Origin of the sequence: Kaistia sp. 32K, from assembly GCF_016629525.1 — a bacterium.
Taxonomy (GTDB): Bacteria; Pseudomonadota; Alphaproteobacteria; order Rhizobiales; family Kaistiaceae; genus Kaistia.
Genome location: NZ_AP024269.1, coordinates 3252241 through 3275336, shown reverse-complemented (window position 1 = coordinate 3275336; position 23096 = coordinate 3252241). Strand labels below are relative to the sequence as shown.

Annotated in this window: 19 protein-coding genes and 1 other RNA gene; all 20 read left to right on the top strand. The window is 66.8% G+C overall.

Annotation, left to right across the window (positions count from 1 at the left end; all coding sequences use genetic code 11):
* Positions 1 to 43: 43 nt before the first annotated feature.
* The 20 genes from K32_RS15190 to lpxC all read left to right on the top strand — a co-directional run bounded on the left by K32_RS15190 (position 44) and on the right by lpxC (position 22990).
* Positions 44 to 760, top strand: coding sequence for a DnaJ family molecular chaperone (locus K32_RS15190; protein ID WP_201400329.1), 717 nt, complete (start codon positions 44 to 46; stop codon positions 758 to 760).
* Between the two features lie 53 nt (positions 761 to 813).
* Positions 814 to 1599 carry an N-acetylmuramoyl-L-alanine amidase gene (locus tag K32_RS15185; protein WP_244669529.1) on the top strand — a complete coding sequence of 262 codons (786 nt, stop codon included), beginning with the start codon at positions 814 to 816 and terminating at the stop codon, positions 1597 to 1599.
* A gap of 144 nt (positions 1600 to 1743) precedes the next feature.
* The gene (locus K32_RS15180; protein WP_201400327.1) at positions 1744 to 2244 is read left to right on the top strand and encodes a lytic transglycosylase domain-containing protein; all 501 of its coding nucleotides are present in this window, start codon (positions 1744 to 1746) and stop codon (positions 2242 to 2244) included.
* Between the two features lie 139 nt (positions 2245 to 2383).
* Positions 2384 to 2775: RNase P RNA component class A (gene rnpB / locus K32_RS15175), an RNA gene on the top strand.
* An 837-nt stretch (positions 2776 to 3612) separates the two neighbouring features.
* Positions 3613 to 4083: a division/cell wall cluster transcriptional repressor MraZ gene (locus tag K32_RS15170; protein WP_201400326.1), complete on the top strand. Its 471-nt coding sequence runs from the start codon at positions 3613 to 3615 to the stop codon at positions 4081 to 4083.
* The gene (gene rsmH, locus K32_RS15165; RefSeq protein WP_201400325.1) at positions 4080 to 5099 is read left to right on the top strand and encodes a 16S rRNA (cytosine(1402)-N(4))-methyltransferase RsmH; all 1020 of its coding nucleotides are present in this window, start codon (positions 4080 to 4082) and stop codon (positions 5097 to 5099) included. The genes K32_RS15170 and rsmH overlap by 4 nt, the downstream gene beginning before the upstream one ends.
* Entirely contained in the window at positions 5099 to 5518 is a 420-nt protein-coding gene (locus K32_RS15160) for a hypothetical protein (protein ID WP_201400324.1), read from the top strand. The genes rsmH and K32_RS15160 overlap by 1 nt, the downstream gene beginning before the upstream one ends.
* A complete protein-coding gene (locus tag K32_RS15155; protein WP_201400323.1) occupies positions 5515 to 7248 on the top strand; it encodes a penicillin-binding protein 2 in 1734 nt (577 codons plus the stop codon). Before K32_RS15160 ends, K32_RS15155 begins: the two co-directional genes overlap by 4 nt.
* A gap of 64 nt (positions 7249 to 7312) precedes the next feature.
* Positions 7313 to 8773, top strand: coding sequence for a UDP-N-acetylmuramoyl-L-alanyl-D-glutamate--2,6-diaminopimelate ligase (locus tag K32_RS15150; protein ID WP_201400322.1), 1461 nt, complete (start codon positions 7313 to 7315; stop codon positions 8771 to 8773).
* Complete coding sequence (locus K32_RS15145) at positions 8770 to 10221, top strand: UDP-N-acetylmuramoylalanyl-D-glutamyl-2,6-diaminopimelate--D-alanyl-D-alanine ligase (RefSeq protein ID WP_201400321.1); 1452 nt, start codon at positions 8770 to 8772, stop codon at positions 10219 to 10221. The genes K32_RS15150 and K32_RS15145 overlap by 4 nt, the downstream gene beginning before the upstream one ends.
* On the top strand, positions 10221 to 11306 hold the full coding sequence (gene mraY, locus K32_RS15140; protein ID WP_201400320.1) for a phospho-N-acetylmuramoyl-pentapeptide-transferase: 1086 nt from the start codon (positions 10221 to 10223) through the stop codon (positions 11304 to 11306). The genes K32_RS15145 and mraY overlap by 1 nt, the downstream gene beginning before the upstream one ends.
* A gap of 6 nt (positions 11307 to 11312) precedes the next feature.
* Complete coding sequence (gene murD, locus K32_RS15135) at positions 11313 to 12713, top strand: UDP-N-acetylmuramoyl-L-alanine--D-glutamate ligase (RefSeq protein WP_201400319.1); 1401 nt, start codon at positions 11313 to 11315, stop codon at positions 12711 to 12713.
* The gene (ftsW, locus tag K32_RS15130) at positions 12713 to 13873 is read left to right on the top strand and encodes a putative lipid II flippase FtsW (RefSeq protein WP_201400318.1); all 1161 of its coding nucleotides are present in this window, start codon (positions 12713 to 12715) and stop codon (positions 13871 to 13873) included. The genes murD and ftsW overlap by 1 nt, the downstream gene beginning before the upstream one ends.
* 4 nt (positions 13874 to 13877) lie before the next feature.
* Positions 13878 to 14996 (top strand): undecaprenyldiphospho-muramoylpentapeptide beta-N-acetylglucosaminyltransferase, encoded by a 1119-nt coding sequence (gene murG / locus K32_RS15125; RefSeq protein WP_201400317.1) that lies wholly within the window; start codon positions 13878 to 13880, stop codon positions 14994 to 14996.
* A gap of 2 nt (positions 14997 to 14998) precedes the next feature.
* Complete coding sequence (gene murC, locus K32_RS15120) at positions 14999 to 16411, top strand: UDP-N-acetylmuramate--L-alanine ligase (protein ID WP_201400316.1); 1413 nt, start codon at positions 14999 to 15001, stop codon at positions 16409 to 16411.
* 381 nt (positions 16412 to 16792) lie between these two features.
* Entirely contained in the window at positions 16793 to 17692 is a 900-nt protein-coding gene (locus K32_RS15115; RefSeq protein ID WP_244669994.1) for a D-alanine--D-alanine ligase, read from the top strand.
* A complete protein-coding gene (locus K32_RS15110) occupies positions 17680 to 18588 on the top strand; it encodes a cell division protein FtsQ/DivIB (protein ID WP_201400314.1) in 909 nt (302 codons plus the stop codon). Before K32_RS15115 ends, K32_RS15110 begins: the two co-directional genes overlap by 13 nt.
* A 29-nt stretch (positions 18589 to 18617) precedes the next feature.
* Positions 18618 to 19910 carry a cell division protein FtsA gene (gene ftsA / locus K32_RS15105; RefSeq protein WP_371813041.1) on the top strand — a complete coding sequence of 431 codons (1293 nt, stop codon included), beginning with the start codon at positions 18618 to 18620 and terminating at the stop codon, positions 19908 to 19910.
* Positions 19911 to 20009: 99 nt separating this feature from the next.
* Positions 20010 to 21773 carry a cell division protein FtsZ gene (ftsZ, locus tag K32_RS15100; RefSeq protein ID WP_201400312.1) on the top strand — a complete coding sequence of 588 codons (1764 nt, stop codon included), beginning with the start codon at positions 20010 to 20012 and terminating at the stop codon, positions 21771 to 21773.
* 266 nt (positions 21774 to 22039) lie between these two features.
* Positions 22040 to 22990, top strand: coding sequence for a UDP-3-O-acyl-N-acetylglucosamine deacetylase (gene lpxC, locus K32_RS15095; protein WP_244669527.1), 951 nt, complete (start codon positions 22040 to 22042; stop codon positions 22988 to 22990).
* Positions 22991 to 23096 lie beyond the last annotated feature (106 nt).

The window sequence follows — 23096 nt, the reverse complement described above, 5'->3', positions numbered from 1 at the left end:
CTGGACTCTCGCCTCGAACGGCCGGCTCGCCTATTCTCTGTCGATGACAATCTGGCAACGACTCGGCGATTTCATCCGGCAACTGCCCTGCACCTGCACCATCGGTCAGGCGCTGGACGGTCTCATTGAAGCTGTGCGCACGGCTTTGCTCGGCACGCCCGAGAACCGGCGGCAGGTGGCTTTCTCCGTCTCGATGATCGCCCTCTCGGCGAAAATGGCGAAGGCCGACGGCGTCGTGACGCCTCGCGAGGTGGCGGCGTTCGAGGAACTCTTCGAGATTCCGCCGAACGAGCGCCAGAACGTGGCGCGGCTGTTCAACCTCGCCAAGCAGGACGTCGCCGGCTTCGACGCCTATGCGCGAAAACTCGCCAGCCTGTTCGATCCCGGCTCGCCGGTGTTCGAGGACATCATCGACGGCCTGTTCCACATCGCCAAGGCCGACGGCATGGTGCATCAGGACGAGATGGCCTTCCTCGACAGCGTGGCGTCGATCTTCGGCATCCCCGAGGCGGCCTTCGCCCGCATCAGCAGCCGCCATGTCGTGCCGGAGGAGGGCGATCCCTATCTCATCCTCGGCATCGATCGCGGCGCCTCGAACGACGACGTCAAGCGGCATTACCGGCGGATCGTCGCGGAGACGCATCCCGACCGGCTGATCGCGCGCGGCGTGCCGGCGGAGTTCCTTGCCATCGCCACCGCCAAGCTCGCGGCGCTGAACGGCGCCTATGACCGCATCCGCCGCGAGCGGGCGTTTGCCTGAGATAGAATGGGGTAGGGCCGCGCGACGCGGGCTTTCCGATCATGGAGAAACGATTGCCTGACGCGGCTCTGCCCAATGTGGCCTGGCGGCCCTCGCCGAATTTCGGTCCCCGCGCGGACGGCGCGCCGGTGGATATCCTCATCCTGCACTATACCGACATGAAGACCGCCGAGGCGGCGATCGACCTGCTCTGCGACCCGGCCTCGCAGGTCTCCTGCCACTATGTCGTGGCCGAGGACGGGACGATCACCCAGCTCGTCGCCGAGGCGGATCGGGCGTGGCATGCCGGCGTCTCTTCGTGGCACGGCAAGGACGATATCAACTCCCGATCGATCGGAATCGAGATCGCCAATCTGGGCCACGACCATGGCTATCCCGATTTTCCGGACGTTCAGATCGAAGCGGTGATCGCGCTTGCCTGCGACATTTGCGCTCGTCACGGCATTCGTCCGGAACGAATCCTTGCTCACTCGGACGTTGCGCCGGCCCGCAAACGCGACCCCGGCGAGAAGTTTCCCTGGTCGCGCCTTGCCGCCGCTGGGGTAGGCCATTTCGTCGAGCCGGAGCCGATTCGGGGCGGTCGTTTTTTTAGCGCGGGTGAAAGCGGCGCGCCGATCGAGGCGCTGCAGGCCATGCTCGCGCTCTACGGATATCCCATTCAGATCACAGGTGTTTACGATCTGGCGACGGAGCAGGTGGTGACCGCGTTCCAGCGTCATTTCCGCCCCGAGCGGGTCGATGGAATCGCCGATTCCTCGACGATCGCGACCCTGCATCGGCTGGGCCGGGCCCTCGCCGACAAGGGCGAAAATGCCGTTGCGGAAGGGGTAAACCGCTAAACCGGCAAAGCAATTTGACCGGTTCGCGTGGCGATCACGGAATGTTAAAGCCTGTAATCTGATTTTAGTTCAGGTGCCCCATTTCGGGACTCTTGGGCGGCGAGAGAAGCTCCCATCTTCAATGATGAGAGTTCACCCCCAGGTATGAAGAAGTTCTGCGTACTCGCCATGGCCGCGCTGGTTGCCACCAGCAGCTTCGCCATCTCGCCTGCCTCCGCCCAGTCAGGCCGGCTGTTGAAGTCGAACGATATCCGCGTCGCCGCTGCCGAGCGCAGCCGGTTCGACACGATGATCAAGGATTACGCCAGCGCCAACAACGTCCCCCTGTCGCTGGCGCATGCCGTTGTCACGGTCGAGAGCAACTACAAGCCCAACATGACCGGCAACGCCGGCGAGATCGGCCTGATGCAGGTCAAGCTGCAGACGGCGCGCGGCATGGGATACAAGGGCAGCGCCAAGGGCCTCTACGATCCCGACACCAACATCCGCTACGGCATGATGTATCTCGGCCAGGCCCGCAAGCTCGCCGGCGGCGACCTGTGCGGCACGATCCTGAAGTACAATGGTGGCCATGGCGCCACGCGCATGACCAAGGGGCCGCTGCGCTATTGCGGCAAGGTCCAGCAGATCATCGCCTCGAACTAGTTCGAATGCCGGTTTGGCCGGCGCTCCCCCTGGCCGGCAGTCGGCCGCGAGCGTCGGGCCAACATGATCGGGTGCGGTTTCAAGAGTTTCTGTTTCGCGTACTTGACCCGCACCCGTCGCCCTCGTAAGCCCCGCAGTGCCAGTCGGCCGGACGACCGCTGCTGCAAGACCGAAAGGTCGCAGGGGAGGAAAGTCCGGGCTCCATGGAAACACGGTGCCGGGTAACGCCCGGCGGGGGCGACCCCAGGGAAAGTGCCACAGAAAGCAAACCGCCCGGGCGTTCGCGCCACGGGTAAGGGTGAAAGGGTGGGGTAAGAGCCCACCGCGGTCCCAGCAATGGGAACGGCACGGTAAACCCCACCGGGAGCAAGACCGAATAGGGGCGACACGGGCGCAAGCCCAGCCTGTTTCCAGGTCCGTCGCCCGGGTTGGTCGCGAGAGGCGTCCGGTAACGGGCGTCCCAGATGAATGGTCGTCACGCGGCGGTTCGCCGCCGCCCTACAGAACCCGGCTTACAGGCCGGCTGGCAAATCTTCCCCCTTTTTTCGGATCACGCGAGTTCCGGGCCCGCTCGCGGGCGCCGCGGCGGTTTCGAGGCTCAGATGCCATCGATACGCGGCTCGGACCGTGCCACCCTCCGCCGTCATCCCGGCCTCCGAGCCGGGATCCATGCCGACGCAAGCTCGGGAGCCCGCGCGGCCAGCAACCCGGCGGAATTGGATCCCGGCTCGGAGGCCGGGATGACGGCGAGCGTGGGGCAGGGTTGCGAGGCAAGATTCCCCTTGTTCTGAACGCACCCGGCGCCCTGGCAACCGCCTGAAAGGCGGCTACGCTCCCCGTCACCGCTCCCTCAGGGTGAGGTGAAGCCAAGGCGGCCACCTCCCGTCCTGCGGCAGGTTCGAGAGAAAGCGCGCCCTCCTGCTGCCATCAGCGCCATGGGCCAGCCATGGGCGGCGCTCCCACCGGATGGCCCGGCACGATGCCGTTCGTCCCGGCCTGTCCTCGCTTGCCGCCTTGCCCCCATCTCCCGCCGCGTTCGACTTGTCGCAGCGGCGCGGTTGGCCGGTGCCGGTTTTCTGGCGCCTTTCCTTGAAAAAGCTACGGAAAATTAAGGCTAACGAGGTGTGATTGGCGTCTGGGCACCCGCCTGTCGTGGGGGCCGATTCCATTGACGCCCATACGCACCCATGTTATCCCAAATCATCCCGGTTCGAGGGCGCTGCGGTCGACACATTCAGGTCGATCCGTGGAGCGGTGCGGTACGCCGGGGTGTTGTTTCCAGTCTGCGTCCTTTGAGTGTTTTCCAGGCTCGGCACGCGGGCGGATCGTCAATGGCCATTTTCGAAAGGGGCGCCAGCGCGAGGGGTGATGGACGAATTCGTTTCAACCTTCACCAACAAGCTGGACTCGAAAGGGCGGGTGTCGATTCCCGCCTCGTTTCGCTCCGTGCTCGTGCGCGATGGTTTCGAAGGGCTCTATTGCTGTCCGACGCTGGACCAGAACGCGGTCGACGCGGGGGGCAATCGCCTCGTGACGCAGATCCGCGCCAGCCTGACGCTGTTCGAGCCGTTCTCCGAGGATCACGAGTTTCTCTCGACGACGCTGATCGGCGAGAGCGAGGTGCTGAAGGTCGATCCGGAAGGGCGCGTGGCGCTCTCGGAGGCGATCAAGGCCCATGCCGGCATCCGCGACACGGTGACCTTCGTGGGGCAGGGCTACAAGTTTCAGATCTGGGAACCGGAACGGTTCGTCGCCTATCGCGACGAGGCGAAGAACCGCGTTCGCGAATTGCGGCGTCGCCTGGGCTCCGGCTCGCGCGCCTCGGGAGGGACGGAATGATCGCCGGCGCATCGCAGGGCGGCGCCGACCGTCACGTTCCCGTCCTCCTCGACGAGGTCCTGCGCTATCTCGCGCCCGCGCCGGGCGGCGTGGTTATTGACGGCACCTTCGGCCTCGGCGGCTACAGCCGTGCCATCCTCGACGCCGGCGCGAATGTCATCGGCATCGATCGCGATCCCAATGCGATCGCTGACGGTCAGGCAATCGTTGCCGAATATGGCGGCCGGCTGCAGCTCGCCCACGGCCGCTTCGGCGATCTCGACGCGATCGCGGCCTCGCTCGGCCACGAGACGGTCGACGGCGTGGTGCTCGACATCGGCGTTTCGTCGATGCAGCTCGACGAGGCCGAACGCGGCTTCTCGTTCCGTTTCGACGGCCCGCTCGACATGCGCATGAGCCAGGAAGGGCCGAGCGCCGCCGATGTGGTCAACACGATGGAGGCGCGCGATCTCGCCCGCATCATCTCGGTGCTCGGCGAGGAGCGCCGCGCTGGCGCCGTCGCCCGCGCCATCACCCAGGACCGTGTCGCCAAGCCGTATCTGCGCACCAGCGAGCTCGCCGGCCTCGTCGAGCGCGTCGTCGGCAAGAAGCCGACCGACCCGATCCATCCCGCGACCCGCACGTTCCAGGCGCTCCGGATCTACGTCAACCAGGAGCTCGACGAGCTCGGCCGGGCGCTCGTCGCCGCCGAGCGCGTGCTGAAGCCGGGCGGACGGCTGGTGATCGTTTCGTTCCATTCGCTCGAGGATCGCATTGTCAAGCGCTTCCTCGCCGATCGCAGCGAGGTGAGGGCGGGCGGCTCGCGCCATCTGCCGGAACGCACCGTGGCGACGCCGACCTTCACGCTGGCGGTCAAGGGCGCGGTCGTGGCGGGCGATGCCGAGACCGCGCGCAATCCGCGCGCCCGCTCGGCCAAGCTTCGCGCCGGCATTCGCACCGAGGCGCCGTCGCGTCCGTTCGATGCCGAGGCGGCTGGCGTCCCAGCGCTCCCAGAATTCAAAGCGGCGAGGTCGTAATGCTCCGGGCACTCAATGTCATCTGGGTTGCTTTGATGGTCGCCGGCGCCGTGCTGACCTACGCCATGAAGGATCGCGCCGGCCGCGCCGCCGATCACGTCATGGAGTTGCGCCGCGACATCGCCCGCGAGAAGGAAGCGATGACGGTGCTTCGGGCCGAATGGAGCGTGCTCGACCAGCCGGCCAGGCTGCAGGGCCTGGTCGAGCGCTACGGCGATTATCTGCACCTGAAGGCGCTTGACGTCCGTCAGCTCGCGTCGCTGGACGAAGTGCCGGACAAGCCGATCCAGGTGCCGTCCGCCTCCATCGACGGGATCATCACCAGCGGCGTCACCAAGCCGCTGCCCGTGGCCAAGGCTCTTTCCCAGGCCAAGCCCATTCCCCCCGCCAGGCCCCGTTATACGGGAGCACAGCCATGACGATGACGCTCACCGACCGTCCCAACATGTTCAGCCCCGCCAATGGCGCGCGCCATGTCGCGCTGAAGGGGGCGAGCAAGGCCAAGCATGACCAGACGCGCAGCCGCATCGGGCTGACGATGATGGTGTTCATGCTGGTCTATGGCGTGATCGGCGGCCGGCTCGTCATGCTCGGCATGAGCGAGCAGGCGGCGGCCGGCGCGCGCGGCAGCGCCTCCTCGTCGGTCGCGAGCGCGCGGCCGAACATCGTCGACCGCAATGGTGAAATCCTCGCCACCGACATCAAGACGTCGTCGCTCTTCGCCGAGCCGAACAAGATCGTCGATCCGGATGAGGCGGCCGAGCTCATCACCAGCGTGCTGCCCGACATCGACGCCGACCAGCTGCGCAAGCGGCTCTCGACCAATGCCGGCTTCGTCTGGGTCAAGCGCGAGATCACGCCGAAGCAGCAGTCCGAACTGCACAATCTCGGCATTCCCGGCGTCGGCTTCCTGACCGAGAACCGGCGCTTCTATCCGGGCGGCCCGGCCGCCGCGCATATCGTCGGCCTCGTCAACATCGACAACCAGGGCATCGCCGGCATCGAGAAGGCGATCGACGAGCGCGGTCTCGGCGACCTGCACGGCGCCGGCTTCGCCACCAAGGGCGCCGATCTGCAGCCGGTGCGGCTCTCGATCGACCTTCGCGTCCAGCACATCCTGCGCGACGAGCTGGTCGGCGCCATGCAGCGCTACCAGTCGGTCGCCGCCATGGGCGTGATCCTCAACGCCAAGACCGGCGAGGTCATGGCGATGGCGTCCTTGCCCGATTTCGACCCGAACAATCCGGTCGACGCCAACAAGCCCGATCGTCTCAACCGCCTGACCGCCGGCACCTTCGAACTCGGCTCGGTGTTCAAGAGCTTCACCTTCGCGATGGCGCTCGATTCCGGCCGCGTGAAGATGAGCGACAGCATCGACGCGCGTTTCCCGATCCGCGTCGGCCGCAACACGATCCGCGACTTCCACGCCAAGGCGCGCTTCCTGACCGTGCCGGAGATCTTCCAGTATTCGTCGAACATCGGCACCGCCAAGATGGCGCTCGCCGTCGGCCAGGAAGAGCAGCAGGCCTATCTGAAGAAGTTCGGCCTCTCGACCCGGCTGAAGACGGACCTGCCCGAGGTCGCGACGCCGCAGGTTCCGAAGCGCTGGAGCCAGGCGACGCAGCTCACCGTCTCCTTCGGCCACGGCATCGCCGTCACGCCGATGCAGGCCGCGATGGCCGATGCCGCGCTCGTCAATGGCGGCCATCTGTTCTCGCCCACCTTCTTCCCGCGCACGCCGGAAGACGCGATGGCCGACTCGACGCAGATGATCTCCAAGAAGACCAGCGACGAGATGCGCTGGCTGTTCCGCTTCAACGCCGTCAAGGGATCCGGCCGCAACGCCGACGTCGCCGGCTATGTCGTCGGCGGCAAGACCGGCACGGCCGAGAAGATCGTCAACGGGCGCTATGTCGAGGGGCACTACCTCAACTCCTTCCTGTCGGCCTTCCCGATGGATAACCCGGAATATGTGATGCTGATCTCGATCGACGATCCGAAGCCCGAGAAGCCCGGCCTGCCGGCGCTCGCGGCCTGGAACGCCGCCAATGTCAGCTCCAACGTCATCCGTCGCGCCGCCGCGATTCTGGGCGTTCAGCCCCGGACCGAGAACGAAAGCCACCCGGATGCCATGCTTGTGTCGTATTGAGGATCGAAGAGCGGTCCTCGGGGTCTGACCCTAAACGTTGAGATCAAGAGGATTCGATCCGAGAATGCGGCTTGGTGATCTAGCTTCGAACGATTTTTCGATCGCGTCGGAAGAGGGCGCGATCGAGATTTCCGGACTGACGGCGGACAGCCGCGCGGTCGGGCCGGGATTTTTGTTCGCGGCGCTCAAGGGTGTTGCGGCCGATGGCGGCCGGTTCGCGCCCGAAGCGGTTAAGCGCGGCGCGGCCGCGATCCTGGCCGGGGCCGACACCGATCTGCCGGCCGATCTCGGCGTGCCGGTGCTGCGCGCCGCCGACCCCCGCCTGGCGCTGGCGTTGATCGCATCGCGCTTCTATCCGCTTCAGCCGGAACAGCTGGTCGCCGTGACCGGCACCAGCGGCAAGACCTCCGTCGCGGCCTTCGTCCGCCAGATCTTCGAGAAGGCCGGCAAGAAGGCCGCCTCGATCGGCACCATCGGCGTCGTGTCGCCGGACGGCTCCGACTATGGCAGCCTGACCACGCCCGACCCGATCCAGTTGCACCAGATCCTCGACAAGCTCGCGCGGCAGGGCGTCACCCACGCCGCGCTCGAAGCGTCGAGCCACGGCCTCGACCAGCACCGGCTCGACGGCGTGCGCCTCACCGCCGCCGCCTTCACCAATCTCGGCCGCGACCACATGGATTACCATCCGACGGTCGAGCACTATCTCGAAGCCAAGCTGAAGCTGTTCGGCCGCCTGCTGCCGGAAGGCCAGAGCGCCGTCGTCGATGCCGATGGGCCCTATGCCGAGGCGGTGATCGCCGTCGCGCGGCGGCGCGGCCAGCGCCTCATCGACATCGGCAAGGCGGGGCGCGCCATCCGCCTGATCAAGGCGGTGCCCGACCTCTACAGCCAAGCCCTGTCGCTGGAAGTGTTCGGGACGCCGATGGATGTCCGCCTGCCGCTCGCCGGCGGTTTCCAGATCTCCAATGCGCTGGTTGCCGCCGGCCTTGCGATCGGCGCGGGAATCGACCCCGCGACCGCGATCCAGGCGCTCGGCGGCCTCGTCGGCGCGCCGGGGCGGCTCGAACGCGTCGGCGTCACCGACAAGGGGGCCCTCGTCTTCATCGACTACGCCCACAAGCCGGACGCGCTCGACCACGCGCTCGGCGCGCTGCGCCCGATGACGCGCAAGCGGCTCTTCGTCGTCTTCGGCGCCGGCGGCGACCGCGACGCCGGCAAGCGCCCGCTGATGGGCGAGGCCGCGACCCGCAATGCCGACGTCGTCATCGTCACCGACGACAATCCGCGCTCGGAAGATCCCGCCCGCATCCGGGCCGAGATCCTGGCCGGCGCGGTGAACGCCATCGAGATCGGCGACCGCAAGACGGCGATCGTCGAAGCGATCTCCATGCTGGGCGAGGGCGATGTGCTCTGTATCGCCGGCAAGGGGCATGAGACTGGCCAGATCGTCAATGGCGTCGTGCTGCCCTTCTCCGACCATGAGGTCGTCGCGGCGGCGCTCGCCGCGGAGGCACAGGCATGAGCAATCCACTCTGGACGTTCGACGACCTCGTCAACGGCATGAAGGGCCGGCCGACCAGCGTCGGTCCCGCCGTTACCGGCATCTCGATCGATAGCCGCACGGTCCAGCCGGGCGACGTCTTCTTCGCCATTCGCGGCGACCGGTTCGACGGGCACCGCTTCGTCGGCAGCGCCACCGCGCATGGCGCGACCGTCGCCGTCGTCTCCGAGGACAATCTCGCCGGGCTCGGCCGGATGACGATCCCGCTCGTCGTCGTCTCCGACGTGCTGGAAGCGCTCCAGCATCTCGCCCATGCCTCGCGCGCCCGCTCCTCGGCCCGCATCGCCGCCGTCACCGGCAGCGTCGGCAAGACGTCGACGAAGGAGATGCTGGCGCATGTTCTGGCGGCCGAGGCGCCGACGCATTACTCGCCGGCCTCGTTCAACAATCATTGGGGCGTGCCGCTGACGCTTTCGCGGATGCCGCTCGACGCCGAGTTCGCCGTGTTCGAGATCGGCATGAACCACGCCGGCGAGATCACGCCGCTGGTGGCGCAGGTCCGCCCGCATGTCGCCATAGTCACGACGATCGAGCCCGTGCATCTCGAATTCTTCCCCGACGGCGTCGACGGCATCACCCGGGCGAAGGCCGAGATCTTCTCCGGCGTCGTGCCCGGCGGCAGCGTCATCCTGAACGGCGACATCCCGCAGTTCGAGCGGCTGGCGCTGCTCGCCATGGACGCCGGCGTCAATCAGGTGCTGTCGTTCGGCACCGGCCGCGATGCCGATGCGCGGCTCGAGGCGCTCGACATGCAGTCGACGCTCTCGCATGTCGGCGCCCGCATCCTCGACCAGGAAATCTCGTTCACGATCGGCGCGCCGGGACGGCATCTGGTGCAGAACGCGCTCGCCGTGCTGCTGGCGGTCGCCCAGCTCGGCGGCGACGTCGTCCGCGCCTCGATCGCGCTCTCCGGCGTCTCGGCGGCGAAGGGGCGGGGCGCCCGGCACGAACTCGCCATCGGCGGCGGCTTCGCGACGCTGATTGACGAAAGCTACAATGCGAGCCCGGTTTCGATGCGCGCGGCGTTCGCTGTGCTGGCGCAAGCCCAGACGGATGGGGACGGCCAGCGCATCGCGGTTCTCGGCGACATGCTGGAACTCGGCGAGGACACGCTGCGGCTGCATGCGGAGCTGGTCGAGCCGCTGATCGCCGCCGGCGTCGACCGCGTCTTTCTCGCCGGTCCGTCGATGCAGGCCCTCTGGGAGGTCTTGCCGCCGGCCCTGCGGGGCCATTATTCCGAAACTGCAAACGAACTCGAGCCGATTCTTCTCGATGAGATTGCCGCCGGCGATGTCGTGATGGTCAAGGGCTCGAATGGCAGCCGCATGGCGCCGATCGTCGATGCCCTGAAATCCCGCTACGCGCCGACGCCCCTCCAAGGCGATCCCGCCACTGAAGGACCCGTCTGATGCTGTACCTGCTGGGGGATCTCTCCGCGCAATTCTCGGGGCTCAACGTCTTCCGCTACATCACCTTCCGGGTGGGCGGCGCGACGATGACCGCGCTGATCTTCGTCTTCCTGTTCGGTCCCGCCATCATCCGGGCGCTGAAGGTCAAGCAGGGCAAGGGCCAGCCGATCCGCGAGGATGGTCCGCAGAGCCACCTGGTCACCAAGAAGGGCACGCCCACCATGGGCGGCCTGATGATCCTGTCCGGCCTGATCGTCTCGACGCTGCTCTGGGCCAATCTCTCAAGCTTCTATGTCTGGACGGTGCTCGGCGTCACGGTCGGCTTCGGCCTGATCGGCTTCTATGACGACTACCTGAAGGTCACCAAGCAGAGCCACAAGGGTTTCTCCGGCCGCTCGCGTCTCGCCGTCGAGTTCGCCATCGCCGCGATCGCCTGCATCGCGATCTCGCATCTGTCGACCGGGCCGCTGTCGAACGCGCTGACCTTCCCCTTCATCAAGGCCTTCGTCCTCGATCTCGGCTGGTTCTTCATTCCCTTCGGCGCCTTCGTCATCGTCGGCGCCGGCAATGCGGTGAACCTGACCGACGGCCTCGACGGCCTCGCGATCGTGCCCGTCATGGTCGCCACCGCCTCGTTCGGCGTCATGGCCTACCTCTCGGGCAACGCGATCTTCGCCGAATATCTGCAGATCCATTTCGTGCCGGGCACGGGCGAGCTCGCCGTCCTCTGCGGCGCGATGCTCGGCGCCGGCCTCGGCTTCCTCTGGTTCAACGCCCCGCCGGCGGCGATCTTCATGGGCGACACCGGCTCGCTGGCGCTCGGTGGCATGCTCGGCGCCATCGCCGTCGCCACCAAGCACGAGATCGTGCTCGCCATCGTCGGCGGCCTGTTCGTGCTCGAAGCCGTCTCGGTGATCATCCAGGTCGTCTCGTTCAAGCTGACCGGCAAGCGCGTCTTCAAGATGGCGCCGATCCACCACCATTTCGAACATCTCGGCTGGACCGAGCCGCAGGTCGTGATCCGCTTCTGGATCATCGCGGTCGTCCTCGCCCTGATCGGTCTCTCCAGCCTGAAGATCCGGTAGCCGTCCATGACGCCGATCACCTCCTTCGCCGGCAAGTCGGTCGCGGTCTTCGGACTGGGCGGCAGCGGTCTCGTCACGGCTGAGGCACTCGTCACCGGCGGCGCGACGGTCGTGGCGTGGGACGACAATCCGGATTCGGTGGCGAAGGCGAATGCCGCCGGAATTCCGACCGGCGACCTGAAGGCGCTGGATTTCGCCGGCGTCGACGCGCTCGTGCTGTCGCCGGGCGTGCCGCTGACCCATCCGGTGCCGCACTGGACGGTCGAACTCGCCAGGGCTGCCAGCGTCGAGATCATCGGCGATATCGAGCTCTTCTGCCGCGAGCGGCGGGCGATCGCCCCGGACGCGCCCTTCATCGCCATTACCGGCACCAACGGCAAGTCGACGACGACGGCGCTGATCGCGCATCTCTTCCGCACCGATGGCTGGGACGTCCAGCTCGGCGGCAATATCGGCACGGCGATCCTGTCGCTCGATCCGCCGGACAGCGGCCGCATCCAAATCGTCGAGTGCTCGTCGTTCCAGATCGATCTGGCGCCGACTATCGACCCGACCGTCGGCGTGCTGCTCAACCTGACCGAGGATCACCTCGACCGGCACGACACCATGGCGCGCTACGCCGCCATCAAGGCGCGCCTCGTCAACGGGGCGGGGACGGCCGTCGTCGGCATCGACGACGAATGGTGCGCCACCATCGCCTCGGATCTCGACCAGCGCGGCACGCCGGTCGAGCGGATCTCGGTCCGTCGTCCCGTCGCCAACGGCTATTACGCCGATCGCGGCCACGTCTTCGAGGTCGAGGACGCCACCGCTCGCGAAGTGGTCGATTTGAAGGGCATCGGCTCGCTCCGTGGCCGGCACAATGCGCAGAACGCCGCCGCCGCGATCGCGGCCGCGCGCATCATCGGCATTTCCGAGCCGGTCATCCTGGAGGGGCTGAAGAGCTTTCCGGGCCTCGCCCACCGCATGGAAGAGGTGGCGCGGATCGGCAAGGTGCTGTTCGTCAACGACTCGAAGGCGACCAATGCCGACGCGGCCGAGAAGGCGCTGTCGAGCTTCGACCGCATCTACTGGATCGCCGGCGGCAAGGCCAAGACCGGCGGCATCACCAGCCTCGAACCCTATTTCCCGAAGATCGCCAGGGCGTATCTGATCGGCGCGGCCGCGGAAGAGTTCGCCGCGACGCTCGCCGGCAAGGTCGACACGGTGATGGCGGGCACGATGGACGCGGCGGTCGCCGCGGCAGCGCGGGACGCGGCCGCCGATGGCGCGAGCGAGCCGGTGGTGCTGCTGTCGCCCGCCTGCGCTTCCTATGACCAGTATCGAAATTTCGAGATCCGCGGCGATCATTTCCGCGGCCTCGTCCAGGCGCTTGCGAGCGCGGAACCCGTCGTTGAGGTGAAGTGATGGTCAGCAGGGCCGATCGCAGTGTCTTCGCCGAGTGGTGGTGGACCGTCGACAAATATCTGCTGTTTGGCCTGCTCGGGCTGATGATCTGCGGCGTCGTGCTGTCGCTCGCCGGCAGTCCGCCGGTCGCCGAGCGCATCGGGCTCGACAGCTTCCACTTCGTCGAACGCCACGTCATGTTCATGGTGCCGACGATCATCATCATGATCGCCACCTCGTTCCTGTCGCCGCGCAATGTGCGCCGCACCGCGCTGATCGTGTTCTCGATCTCGATCGTGCTGATGTTCCTGACCCTCTTCGTCGGTCAGGAAGTGAAGGGCGCCCGCCGCTGGATCAACGTGCTCGGCTTCTCGCTGCAGCCGTCCGAATTCATCAAGCCGGCCTTCCTGGTGCTCTCGGCCTGGCTCTTCACCGAGAATTCGCGCCGCAACGACATTCCCGGCAACATCTTCGCGATGCTGCTTCTCGCCATCGTCGCGGCGCTGCTGGTGGCGCAGCCCGATCTCGGTCAGACCATGCTCGTCGTCATCGCCTGGTCGGCGGTGTTCTTCATGGCGGGGCTTTCCTGGTTCTGGATCGTCGGGCTCGCCGGCCTCGCCGCCGTCGGCATTGTTGCCGCCTACACGGTGTTTCCGCACTTCGCAGGCCGTATCAACCGCTTCCTCGATCCGGGCGCCGGCGATACGTTCCAGGTCGACACGGCGCTGAATTCGATCGTCCATGGCGGCTGGTTCGGCCGCGGCCCCGGCGAGGGCGTCGTCAAGCGCATCCTGCCGGACAGCCATACCGACTTCATCTTCGCGGTCGCCGCGGAAGAGTTCGGCATCATCCTCTGCATGGGCCTGGTGCTGATGTTCGGCTTCGTCGTCGTGCGCGGCCTGAGCCACAGCCTGAAGAACGAGGACGCGTTCGTTCGCCTCGCCTCGTCGGGCCTCATGGTGCTGTTCGGCGTCCAGTCGGTCATCAACATGGCGGTGAATTTGAACCTGATGCCGGCCAAGGGCATGACGCTGCCGTTCATCTCCTATGGCGGCTCGTCGATGCTGGCGATCGCCTTCCAGATGGGGCTGGTGCTCGCTTTGACCCGTCGCCGCTTCGAGCCGGCGCGTCTGACATCCGGGTTCAGCCGTTTCGCGACGGCCGGTCCCAAGGCTGCGTGAGGCCATGGAAAAGACCATCCTGCTTTGTGCCGGCGGAACGGGCGGGCATCTGTTCCCGGCCGAGGCGCTGGCTTTCGTCCTGAAGGCGCGGGGATGGTCGGTGCATCTCGCCACCGACCATCGCGCCGAGACCTACGGCCAGAATTTCCCCGCCGACGAGACGCACATCATCCGCTCGGCGACGCCGTCGGTGAAGTCGCCGACCGCTCTGGTCTCCGCCGCCTGGAAGCTCTGGCAGGGCTATCGCCAGTCGAAGGCGATGCTGAAGCGGGTGCGGCCCAGCGCCGTCGTCGGCTTTGGCGGCTATCCGACCGTGCCGCCTTTGCTCGCGGCTGTCCATCTCGGCATCCCGACCGTGGCGCATGACGCCAACGCCGTGCTCGGCCGCGCCAACCGCCTCCTGGCGTCGCGCGTCAGCGCGGTGGCGACCTCGTTCCCGGAAGTCGGCCATGCGAATGCCGCCGGCGGCAAGGTGGTCCAGACCGGCAATCCCGTCCGCCATGCGGTGATCGACGCCAGCACAATCGCCTATCCGGCGCTGCCAGAGGGGGGACCGCTCCGGCTCGTCATCTTCGGCGGCAGCCAGGGCGCCCGCTTCTTCTCCGATCTCCTGCCTGACGCGCTGGAAAAGCTCGACGCCGGCTCGCGCGCGCGGCTCGTCATCACGCAGCAATGCCGCCCGGAAGATCTGGAGCGTGTCCGCGCCGCCTATGACAGGCTCGGCGTCCAGGCGGAGCTGGCGCCGTTCTTCCAGGACATGCCGGCGCGCATCGCGAATAGCCATCTCGTCATCTCGCGCTCCGGCGCGTCGACCGTCTGCGAACTGGCCGTGATCGGCCGTCCGGCGATCATGGTGCCGTTGCCCGGCGCCATCGATCAGGACCAGAGCGCCAACGCGCTCGTGCTCGCCAAGGTGGGCGGCGGATGGGTCGTGCCGCAGGCCGAGTTGACAGCCGACCGCCTGGCGCGCGAACTGACGGCCTTTCTGGCCGAGCCGGGGCGTCTCGCCCGGGCGGCGGCCTCAGCGAAATCAGTCGGACGCCCCGATGCCGTTGAACGCCTGGCCGATCTGGTCGAGCGCGTAGCCGGTGGCGGGCGGTCTGGCGCATCTACCGGAGTCTGAACATGAAGATGCCCCGGGACATTGGTCCCGTTCATTTCGTCGGCATTGGCGGTATCGGCATGAGCGGCATTGCCGAGGTGCTGGTCAATCTCGGCTATCGCGTGCAGGGCTCGGACGCGTCCGAGAACGCCAATGTCCAGCGCCTGAAGGCGAAGGGCGCCACGATCGCGATCGGCCATGACGCCGCCAATCTCAACGACGCCCGCGTCGTCGTCGTCTCCTCGGCCATCAAGGCGAACAATCCGGAGCTGAAGGCGGCGCGCGAGCGGCTCCTTCCCGTCGTCCGCCGCGCCGAGATGCTGGCCGAGCTGATGCGCCTGAAGAGCGCCATCGCCATCGCCGGCACGCACGGCAAGACCACGACCACCTCGATGGTGGCGGCGTTGCTCGACGCCGGCGGCTTCGACCCCACCGTCATCAATGGCGGCATCATCAACGCCTACGGCACCAACGCCCGCATGGGCGCCAGCGACTGGGTCGTCGTCGAGGCGGACGAGAGCGACGGCACCTTCGTCAAGCTGCCGGCCGACGTGGCGCTCGTCACCAACATCGATCCCGAGCATCTCGATCACTACGGCAGCTTCGACAAGGCGCGCGACGCCTACAAGCAGTTCATCGAGAACATCCCGTTCTACGGCTTCGCCGTCATGTGCCTCGATCATCCCGAGGTGCAGTCGCTGATCGGCAAGATCGAGGACCGGCGCATCATCACCTATGGCGCCAACCCGCAGGCCGACATCCGCTACAGCAATCTGCGCAACGAGGGTGGCGTCTCCATCTTCACCGCCAGCATCCGCGACCGCGTGACCGGCGAGACGTCTGAGCTGGTCGACCTCGTGCTGCCGATGCCGGGCGAGCACAATGTGCAGAACGCCACCGGCGCGATCGCCATCGCCCATCATCTCGGCATTTCCGACGAGGCGATCCGCAAGGGGCTCGCGGCCTTCGGCGGCGTCAAGCGGCGCTTCACCCGTACCGGCTCCTGGAATGGCGTCGAGGTGTTCGACGATTACGGCCACCATCCGGTCGAGATCGCCGCGGTGCTGAAGGCGGCGCGCGCCTCGACCAAGGGACGCGTCATCGCCGTCGTCCAGCCGCACCGCTACACCCGCCTGCGCGATCTCTTCGACGGCTTCTGCACCTGCTTCAACGACGCCGACACCGTGTTCGTCGCCCCCGTCTACGCGGCGGGCGAGAGCCCGATCGAGGGCATCGACAGCGATCATCTCGTCGACGGGCTGAAGGTGCGCGGCCATCGCGATGCGCGCGTCCTGCTCGGCCCGCAGGCGCTCGCCCCCGAGATCGCCGCCATCGCCAAGCCCGGCGACTATGTCGTCTGCCTCGGCGCCGGCTCGATCACCAACTGGGCCTATGCGCTGCCGGCCGAGCTCGAGGCCGTGGCGCCGACCGTCTGACGGCACGTTCCGCGAGTCCTCTTTCCGAGGGCTGCATCCGGCGATTGCCGGGCCTTTCCGAACCGTTAACGAAGCACCCCGGCCAAGCTCGGCCGGGGTGCTTTTTTTGTGCGGCAAGTCGTCCTTGCGGAGGCGTTTTTTCGACAGCTTTCTGCACCGGCCGGCGCGACCGATCGGTCGGAAAAATCCAGCATTTCCGCCAAAATCGGGCGTTGGGCCAGCTCGGTTTCCGCGCCCGAAAAGACGGCCCGGACTCGAAGAATTTTTTTGCGGCCCGCGAGGCGGTTTGGTTAACGCTTCTTTACCAATTTTCGTAGATATTCCGACCGAATCCGATTCGGTTGGAAGGAAAGCGTTTTGGCGAAGCATGTCGCCGTCCTCATGGGCGGGTGGTCCAGCGAGCGTCCGGTGTCGCTCAATTCGGGGAACGGCTGCGCCGACGCATTGGAGCAGGCTGGCTACCGGGTTACGCGCGTCGACGTGCAGCGCGACATCGCCGAGGTGCTGGCGAAGCTGAAGCCGGACGTCGCCCTCAACGCGCTCCATGGTCCGTTCGGCGAGGATGGCTCGATCCAGGGCGTGCTCGAGATCCTCGGCATTCCCTATACGCATTCCGGCGTGCTCGCTTCGGCGCTCGCCATGAACAAGGCGCGCGCCAAGGACGTGATGAAGGCCGCCGGCATTCCGGTCGCCGAGTCGCTGCTCGTCCATCGCCTGGAGGCCGCCCGCGCCCATCCGATGGAGCCGCCCTATGTCGTCAAGCCGGTGGCGGAGGGGTCGAGCTTCGGCGTGCTGATCGTCCGCGAGGGCGCGATTAACCCGCCTCAGCAATTATTTGCGGATGACTGGGCCTATGGCGAGACCGTCATGGTCGAGCGTTACGTCGGCGGACGGGAGCTCACCTGCGGTGTCAAGGGCGACGAAGCCTTTGATATCATTGAGCTCGTGATGGCCGATGGTGGCTGGTACGACTATGATTCCAAATATTCCGACCATGGTGCCCGCCACGTAATTCCGGCGCCGCTTTCACCAAATATTTACCAAAGTATACAGAATCTAGCGGTACGGGCGCATCGGGCTCTCGGATGTCGCGGCATCAGCCGTGCCGACTTCCGATATGACGATCGCCCGGACGGTACGGGGGAGCTCGTCTGCCTCGAAGTGAACACCCAGCCGGGCATGACGGCGACGTCGCTGGTCCCGGATATGGCGCGACATGCCGGAATGGATTTTCCGGCTCTGGTTAGTTGGATGGTGGAGGACGCATCTTGCGGCAGATAAGCCCGAGATCGACCAAGGAAACGGCGAATGATGCGCCGGCTGCGGATGTGGCCTCGGGCTTCAGGCTCTGGCTGCGCCGGCGGATCCGCGCGCTCTCCCGGGCCAACTGGCAGGTGCCTCGTCATGCCGGCCTGAAGGGCACGGCGCTGCTTTTCGCCGCCACCGGCATCGCCGGCATCGTCTCGGCCGATCGTGTCGACGAGACGCTGACCTGGATCAGCTCGACCTCCGGCCTCGCGATCGACAATGTCCGCATCACCGGCCAGACCGAGACGTCGGAGATCGCGGTCCTGAACCGCCTGGAGCTGCCGCCCGAGGCGTCGCTGGCGCTGTTCGATCTCGCAGCCGCGCGCGAACGCGTCGAGACGCTGCCCTGGGTCGAGAACGCGACGCTGCGCAAGATCTATCCCGCGACGCTCAAGATCACGATCCAGGAGCGCAAGCCCTATGTGCTGTGGCAGCGCGACCAGACGCTCTCGGTCATCGACGAGACCGGCCGCGTCATCAGCGAAGCCTCCGACGGGCACTACGACCTGATCCGGGTGGTGGGGCAGGGCGCCGACAAGCGCGCCGGCGAGGCGCTCAAGCTCGCCGATGCCGCGCCGTCGATCCGCTCGCGCCTGCGCGCCGCCGTGCTGATCTCGGAACGGCGCTGGAACCTCGTGCTCGACAACGGCGTGACGCTGATGCTGCCGCAGGACGAGCCCGAGGCGGCCGTCTCGCTCATCGCCGCGCTCGACCAGAAGGATGGCATCCTGTCGAAGGATATCCAGAGCATCGACCTGCGCCTCGGCAACCAGATGTTCGTTCGCCTGACGCCGGAAGCGGCCGAACGGCGGACTGCGCTGATCAAGGAACGCGAGAAGCTCGCCAAGCGTAAGGGAGCGAGCACCTGATGTCGTTGTTTGTATCCTCCGACAGCCGCATGCGCCCGCTGCCCACCAAGAAGAGCACGGTCGTGTCGATCCTCGACATCGGCTCGTCGAAGATCTGCTGCCTGATCGCCCGGCTGAAGCCGCGCGAGGTCGGCGACGTGTTGCCCGGCCGGACCCATGCGGTCGAGGTGCTCGGCATTGGCCACCAGCGTTCGCGCGGCATCAAGTCGGGCGTCGTCGTCGATCTCGACAAGGCTGAACAGGCGATCCGCATGGCGGTCGACGCGGCCGAGCGGATGGCGGGCTGCACGGTCGAGTCGCTCATCGTCAACGTTTCCTGCGGTCGCCTCGCCAGCGAGGCCTTTTCCGCCAGCGTCGCGCTCGCCGGCCACGAGGTCGTCGAGGCCGATATCAAGCGCGTGCTTTCCGCCGGCCGCGAGCATTCGATCACCGACGACCGCTCGGTCATCCATTCGCTGCCGATCGGTTATGCCATCGACGGCAATGGCGGCATCCGCGATCCGCGCGGCATGCTGGGCGAGCGTCTCGGCGTCGACATGCATGTCGTCACCGGCGAGACCGCGCCGCTGCGCAATCTCGAGCTCTGCATCGGCCGCTGCCATCTCTCCGTCGAGGCGATGGTCGCGACGCCCTATGCCTCCGGCCTCTCGGCGCTCGTCGACGACGAGACGGAGCTCGGCGTCGCCTGCGTCGATCTCGGCGGCGGCACGACGACGATCTCGGTCTTCATGGACGGCCAGTTCGTCCATGCCGACGCGATCGCCATCGGCGGCCTGCACGTCACCACCGACATCGCCCGCGGTCTTTCGACCCGGATCGAGGATGCCGAGCGGCTGAAGACCATGCATGGCAGCGCGCTGCCGAGCGTGTCGGACGACCGCGACATCCTCTCGGTCCCGCCGATCGGCGACGACGACCGCGATCTTCCGAACCAGATCCCGCGCTCGGCGCTGACGCGGATCATCCGCGCCCGCATCGAAGAAATTCTGGAGCTCGTCCGTGATCGGCTCAACGCCTCCGGATTCCAGACCATGGTCGGCCGACGCATTGTCCTGACGGGCGGCGCCAGCCAGCTGACGGGCATCACCGAGGCGGCGCGGCGCATTCTTGCCCGCAATGTCCGCCTGGGTCGTCCGCTCGGCGTAACGGGTCTGCCGGAGGCGGCGCGCGGGCCGGCCTTCTCGGCCGCGGTAGGTCTCCTGATCTATCCGCAGGTCGCGCAGATCGAGCAGGTATCCGCGATGCGAGGGCATCGATTGGCCATGACGGGAACAGGCGGCTATTTCGCCCGCTTCGGTCACTGGTTCCGAGAGAGTTTCTGAGTTGCAGCAAGAGGGCGCGGCCGCGGCGGGCAGCGCCAGTTTGATGGAAATATGGTCGGGGTACGCCACCGGCTTAGGGGTCAAGACGACGAGGTCACCATGACGATCAACCTGAAAATGCCGGATATCACTGAGCTGAAGCCCAAGATCACGGTCTTTGGTGTCGGCGGCGCGGGTGGCAACGCCGTCAACAACATGATTCGCTCGGGCCTCGAGGGCGTCGAGTTCGTCTGCGCCAACACGGACAGCCAGGCGCTGATGTCGGCTCGCGCCGAACGCCTGATTCAGATGGGCGTCGCCGTCACCGAGGGTCTCGGCGCCGGATCGATGCCGGATGTCGGCCGCGCTGCCGCCGAGGAGGTCATCGACGAGATCAATGACCATCTCGCCGGCTCGCACATGGTGTTCGTCACCGCCGGCATGGGCGGCGGCACCGGCACCGGCGCCGCACCGGTCATCGCCCGCACGGCCCGCTCGCACGGTATACTGACCGTCGGCGTCGTGACGAAGCCGTTCCAGTTCGAAGGCGCCCGCCGCATGCGCGTCGCCGAGGCTGGCATCCAGGAGCTTCAGGAGAGCGTCGACACGCTCATCGTCATCCCGAACCAGAACCTGTTCCGGATCGCCAACGAGAAGACCACCTTCGCCGACGCCTTCGCGATGGCCGACCAGGTGCTCTACTCGGGCGTCGCCTGCATCACCGACCTGATGGTCAAGGAAGGCCTGATCAACCTCGACTTCGCCGACGTCCGTTCGGTGATGCGCGAGATGGGCAAGGCGATGATGGGCACGGGCGAAGCCTCGGGCGACCGTCGCGCGATCATGGCCGCCGAGGCGGCGATCGCCAATCCGCTGCTCGACGAGACCTCGATGCACGGCGCGCGTGGCCTGCTGATCTCGATCACCGGCGGCCGCGACCTGACCCTGTTCGAAGTCGACGAAGCCGCGACCCGCATCCGCGAGGAAGTGGATCCCGACGCCAACATCATTCTCGGAGCGACGTTCGAGGAAAGCCTTGAGGGCGTCATCCGCGTTTCGGTCGTTGCCACGGGCATCGAGTCGGACCTCAAGGACGAGGTCTCCCCCGGTGATCGCACGCAGCAGGACATGCACAACCGCATGAAGGCCGCTGCCCAGGCCGCGACCGCTCCGCAGACGCCGCAGGCCTCGCGTCCGGCCTCGATCGATACCCGCGCCGCCGCGCCGGTCCAGCAGGCTCCGGCCTTCCGTCCGGCCGTGCCGCAGCAGGCTCCGGTCCAGCATCATGCCCCGGCCCAGCCGGTTATGCGCGATCCGGGCGTCACCATCGCCCCGATGGCCCCGCCGGCGGTTTCCTACGCCGAGGCCGAGCTCGATCACGAGTTCGACATGGTCCCGGCTCCGGTGCGGGAAGAGCATGTTCCGGCTCCGCAGCCCTTCATCCCGCCGGCAGCCGAAGCTCCGGCCGCTTCCCGCATGCCGCGCGTCGAGGACTTCCCCGCCGTCGCCCAGCGCGAGATGCAGGCCCAGCGCGCCGAAGCCCAGCCGCATCACGAGGAAGATCGCGGCCCGATGAGCCTGCTCCGCCGTCTGGCGAATGTAGGTCTTGGCCGTCGCGAAGAAGAAGCCGCGCCGCAGGTGAACCGCCAGCAGCCGGCGCCGCAGCAGCGCGCCCCGCAGCAGGGCGCTCCGCTGCAGCCGCAGCGCCAGCCCCAGGCCGGCGCGCCGCGCGCTCCGCAGCAGCCGGTTCCGCCGCGTGCGCCGCAGCAGTCGCAGGACTATCGTCCGCGTCAGGCGGAGCTCGACCAGCACGGCCGCGTGATGCCGCGCAGCGAGGACGACCAGCTGGAGATCCCGGCCTTCCTCCGTCGTCAGGCCAACTGATACGGATCGGCTCTCTCGAGGCCCGGCTCTGGAAACAGCGCCGGGCCTCTTTCGTTCCGGGCGCGGGGGTGCGTTACAGAAGGTTAGAAAGAGTGATTTGTTGACCGGGTGGTCGAGGCTCTATCTATCCATCACAACATGCTGACGAATCTGACGATTCCCTGTTGGCCTGCCTACCTGGTCCATGGGTATCAGTCGGTCGGAACAGCGGCGGGGCGGACCACAGAGCAGTCGGGGATTTTGACAAGCTCTCTTGGGGCGAATTGATGGCTAAACGACAGGGCATGTACCAGACCACGTTGCGCGATCGCGTTGTGGTTTCGGGTATCGGCGTGCATAGCGGTAAGCCCGTGGCAATGGCCCTCAACCCGGCCGAAGCTGGTACGGGCATCGTCTTCCACCGTATCGACGCGGGCGACACGCAGCCGATCGAGGCGCGAATCGATCGCCTGCATGCGACGGATTCCTGCACCACGGTCGCCTTCGACGGCGTCTCGGTCTCGACCATCGAGCACCTGCTCGCGACCTTCAACGGCCTCGGCGTCGACAACGTCCTCGTCGAGATCGACGCGGCCGAAGTACCGATGATGGACGGCAGCGCCGCCGCTTTCGTCGATCTGGTCGACCAGGCCGGGCTGGTCGCGCTCGCCGCGCCGCGCCGCTTCGTCAAGGTCCTGAAGCCCGTCCGCATCGAGCACAAGGGCGCCTTCGCCGAGCTTCTGCCCTTCGACGGCCGCCGGTTTGAGATCGACATCGACTTCACTTCGCCGCTGATCGGCCGCCAGGCCTTCGTCGTCGACCTCGACGCCGACGTCTTCCGTCGCGATCTCGCGCGCGCCCGTACCTTCGGCTTCATGAAGGATGTCGAGTTCTACTGGTCGCGCGGTCTGGCGCTTGGTTCCTCGCTCGACAACACGGTCGTGCTCGGCGAGGACAAGGTGATCAACCCGGAAGGCCTGCGCTTTGCGGACGAGTTCGTGCGCCACAAGACGCTCGACGCGGTCGGCGACCTGGCACTCGCCGGCGCGCCGATTCTGGGCACCTACCGCTCCTATCGCGGCGGGCATCTCATGAACGCGCGGATCGTCGAAGCGCTGTTCGCTGATTCGGATGCGTGGACCTATGTCGACGCCTCGGTGCCGGCGAAGCGCGATGTCGTGCATCCCCAGATGCCGGTTCGTCTGCCGGCGGCTGCCTTCGGCCCGGACAAGTCCTAGGCCGAACGGCGGCATATTCCGCACAATCCGGATATTTCCGAAGTCGCGTGCTTCTCTGCCACGAAATTGCGGCAATGCGTTGCGACGGCTGGTGGCGTCATCGTGC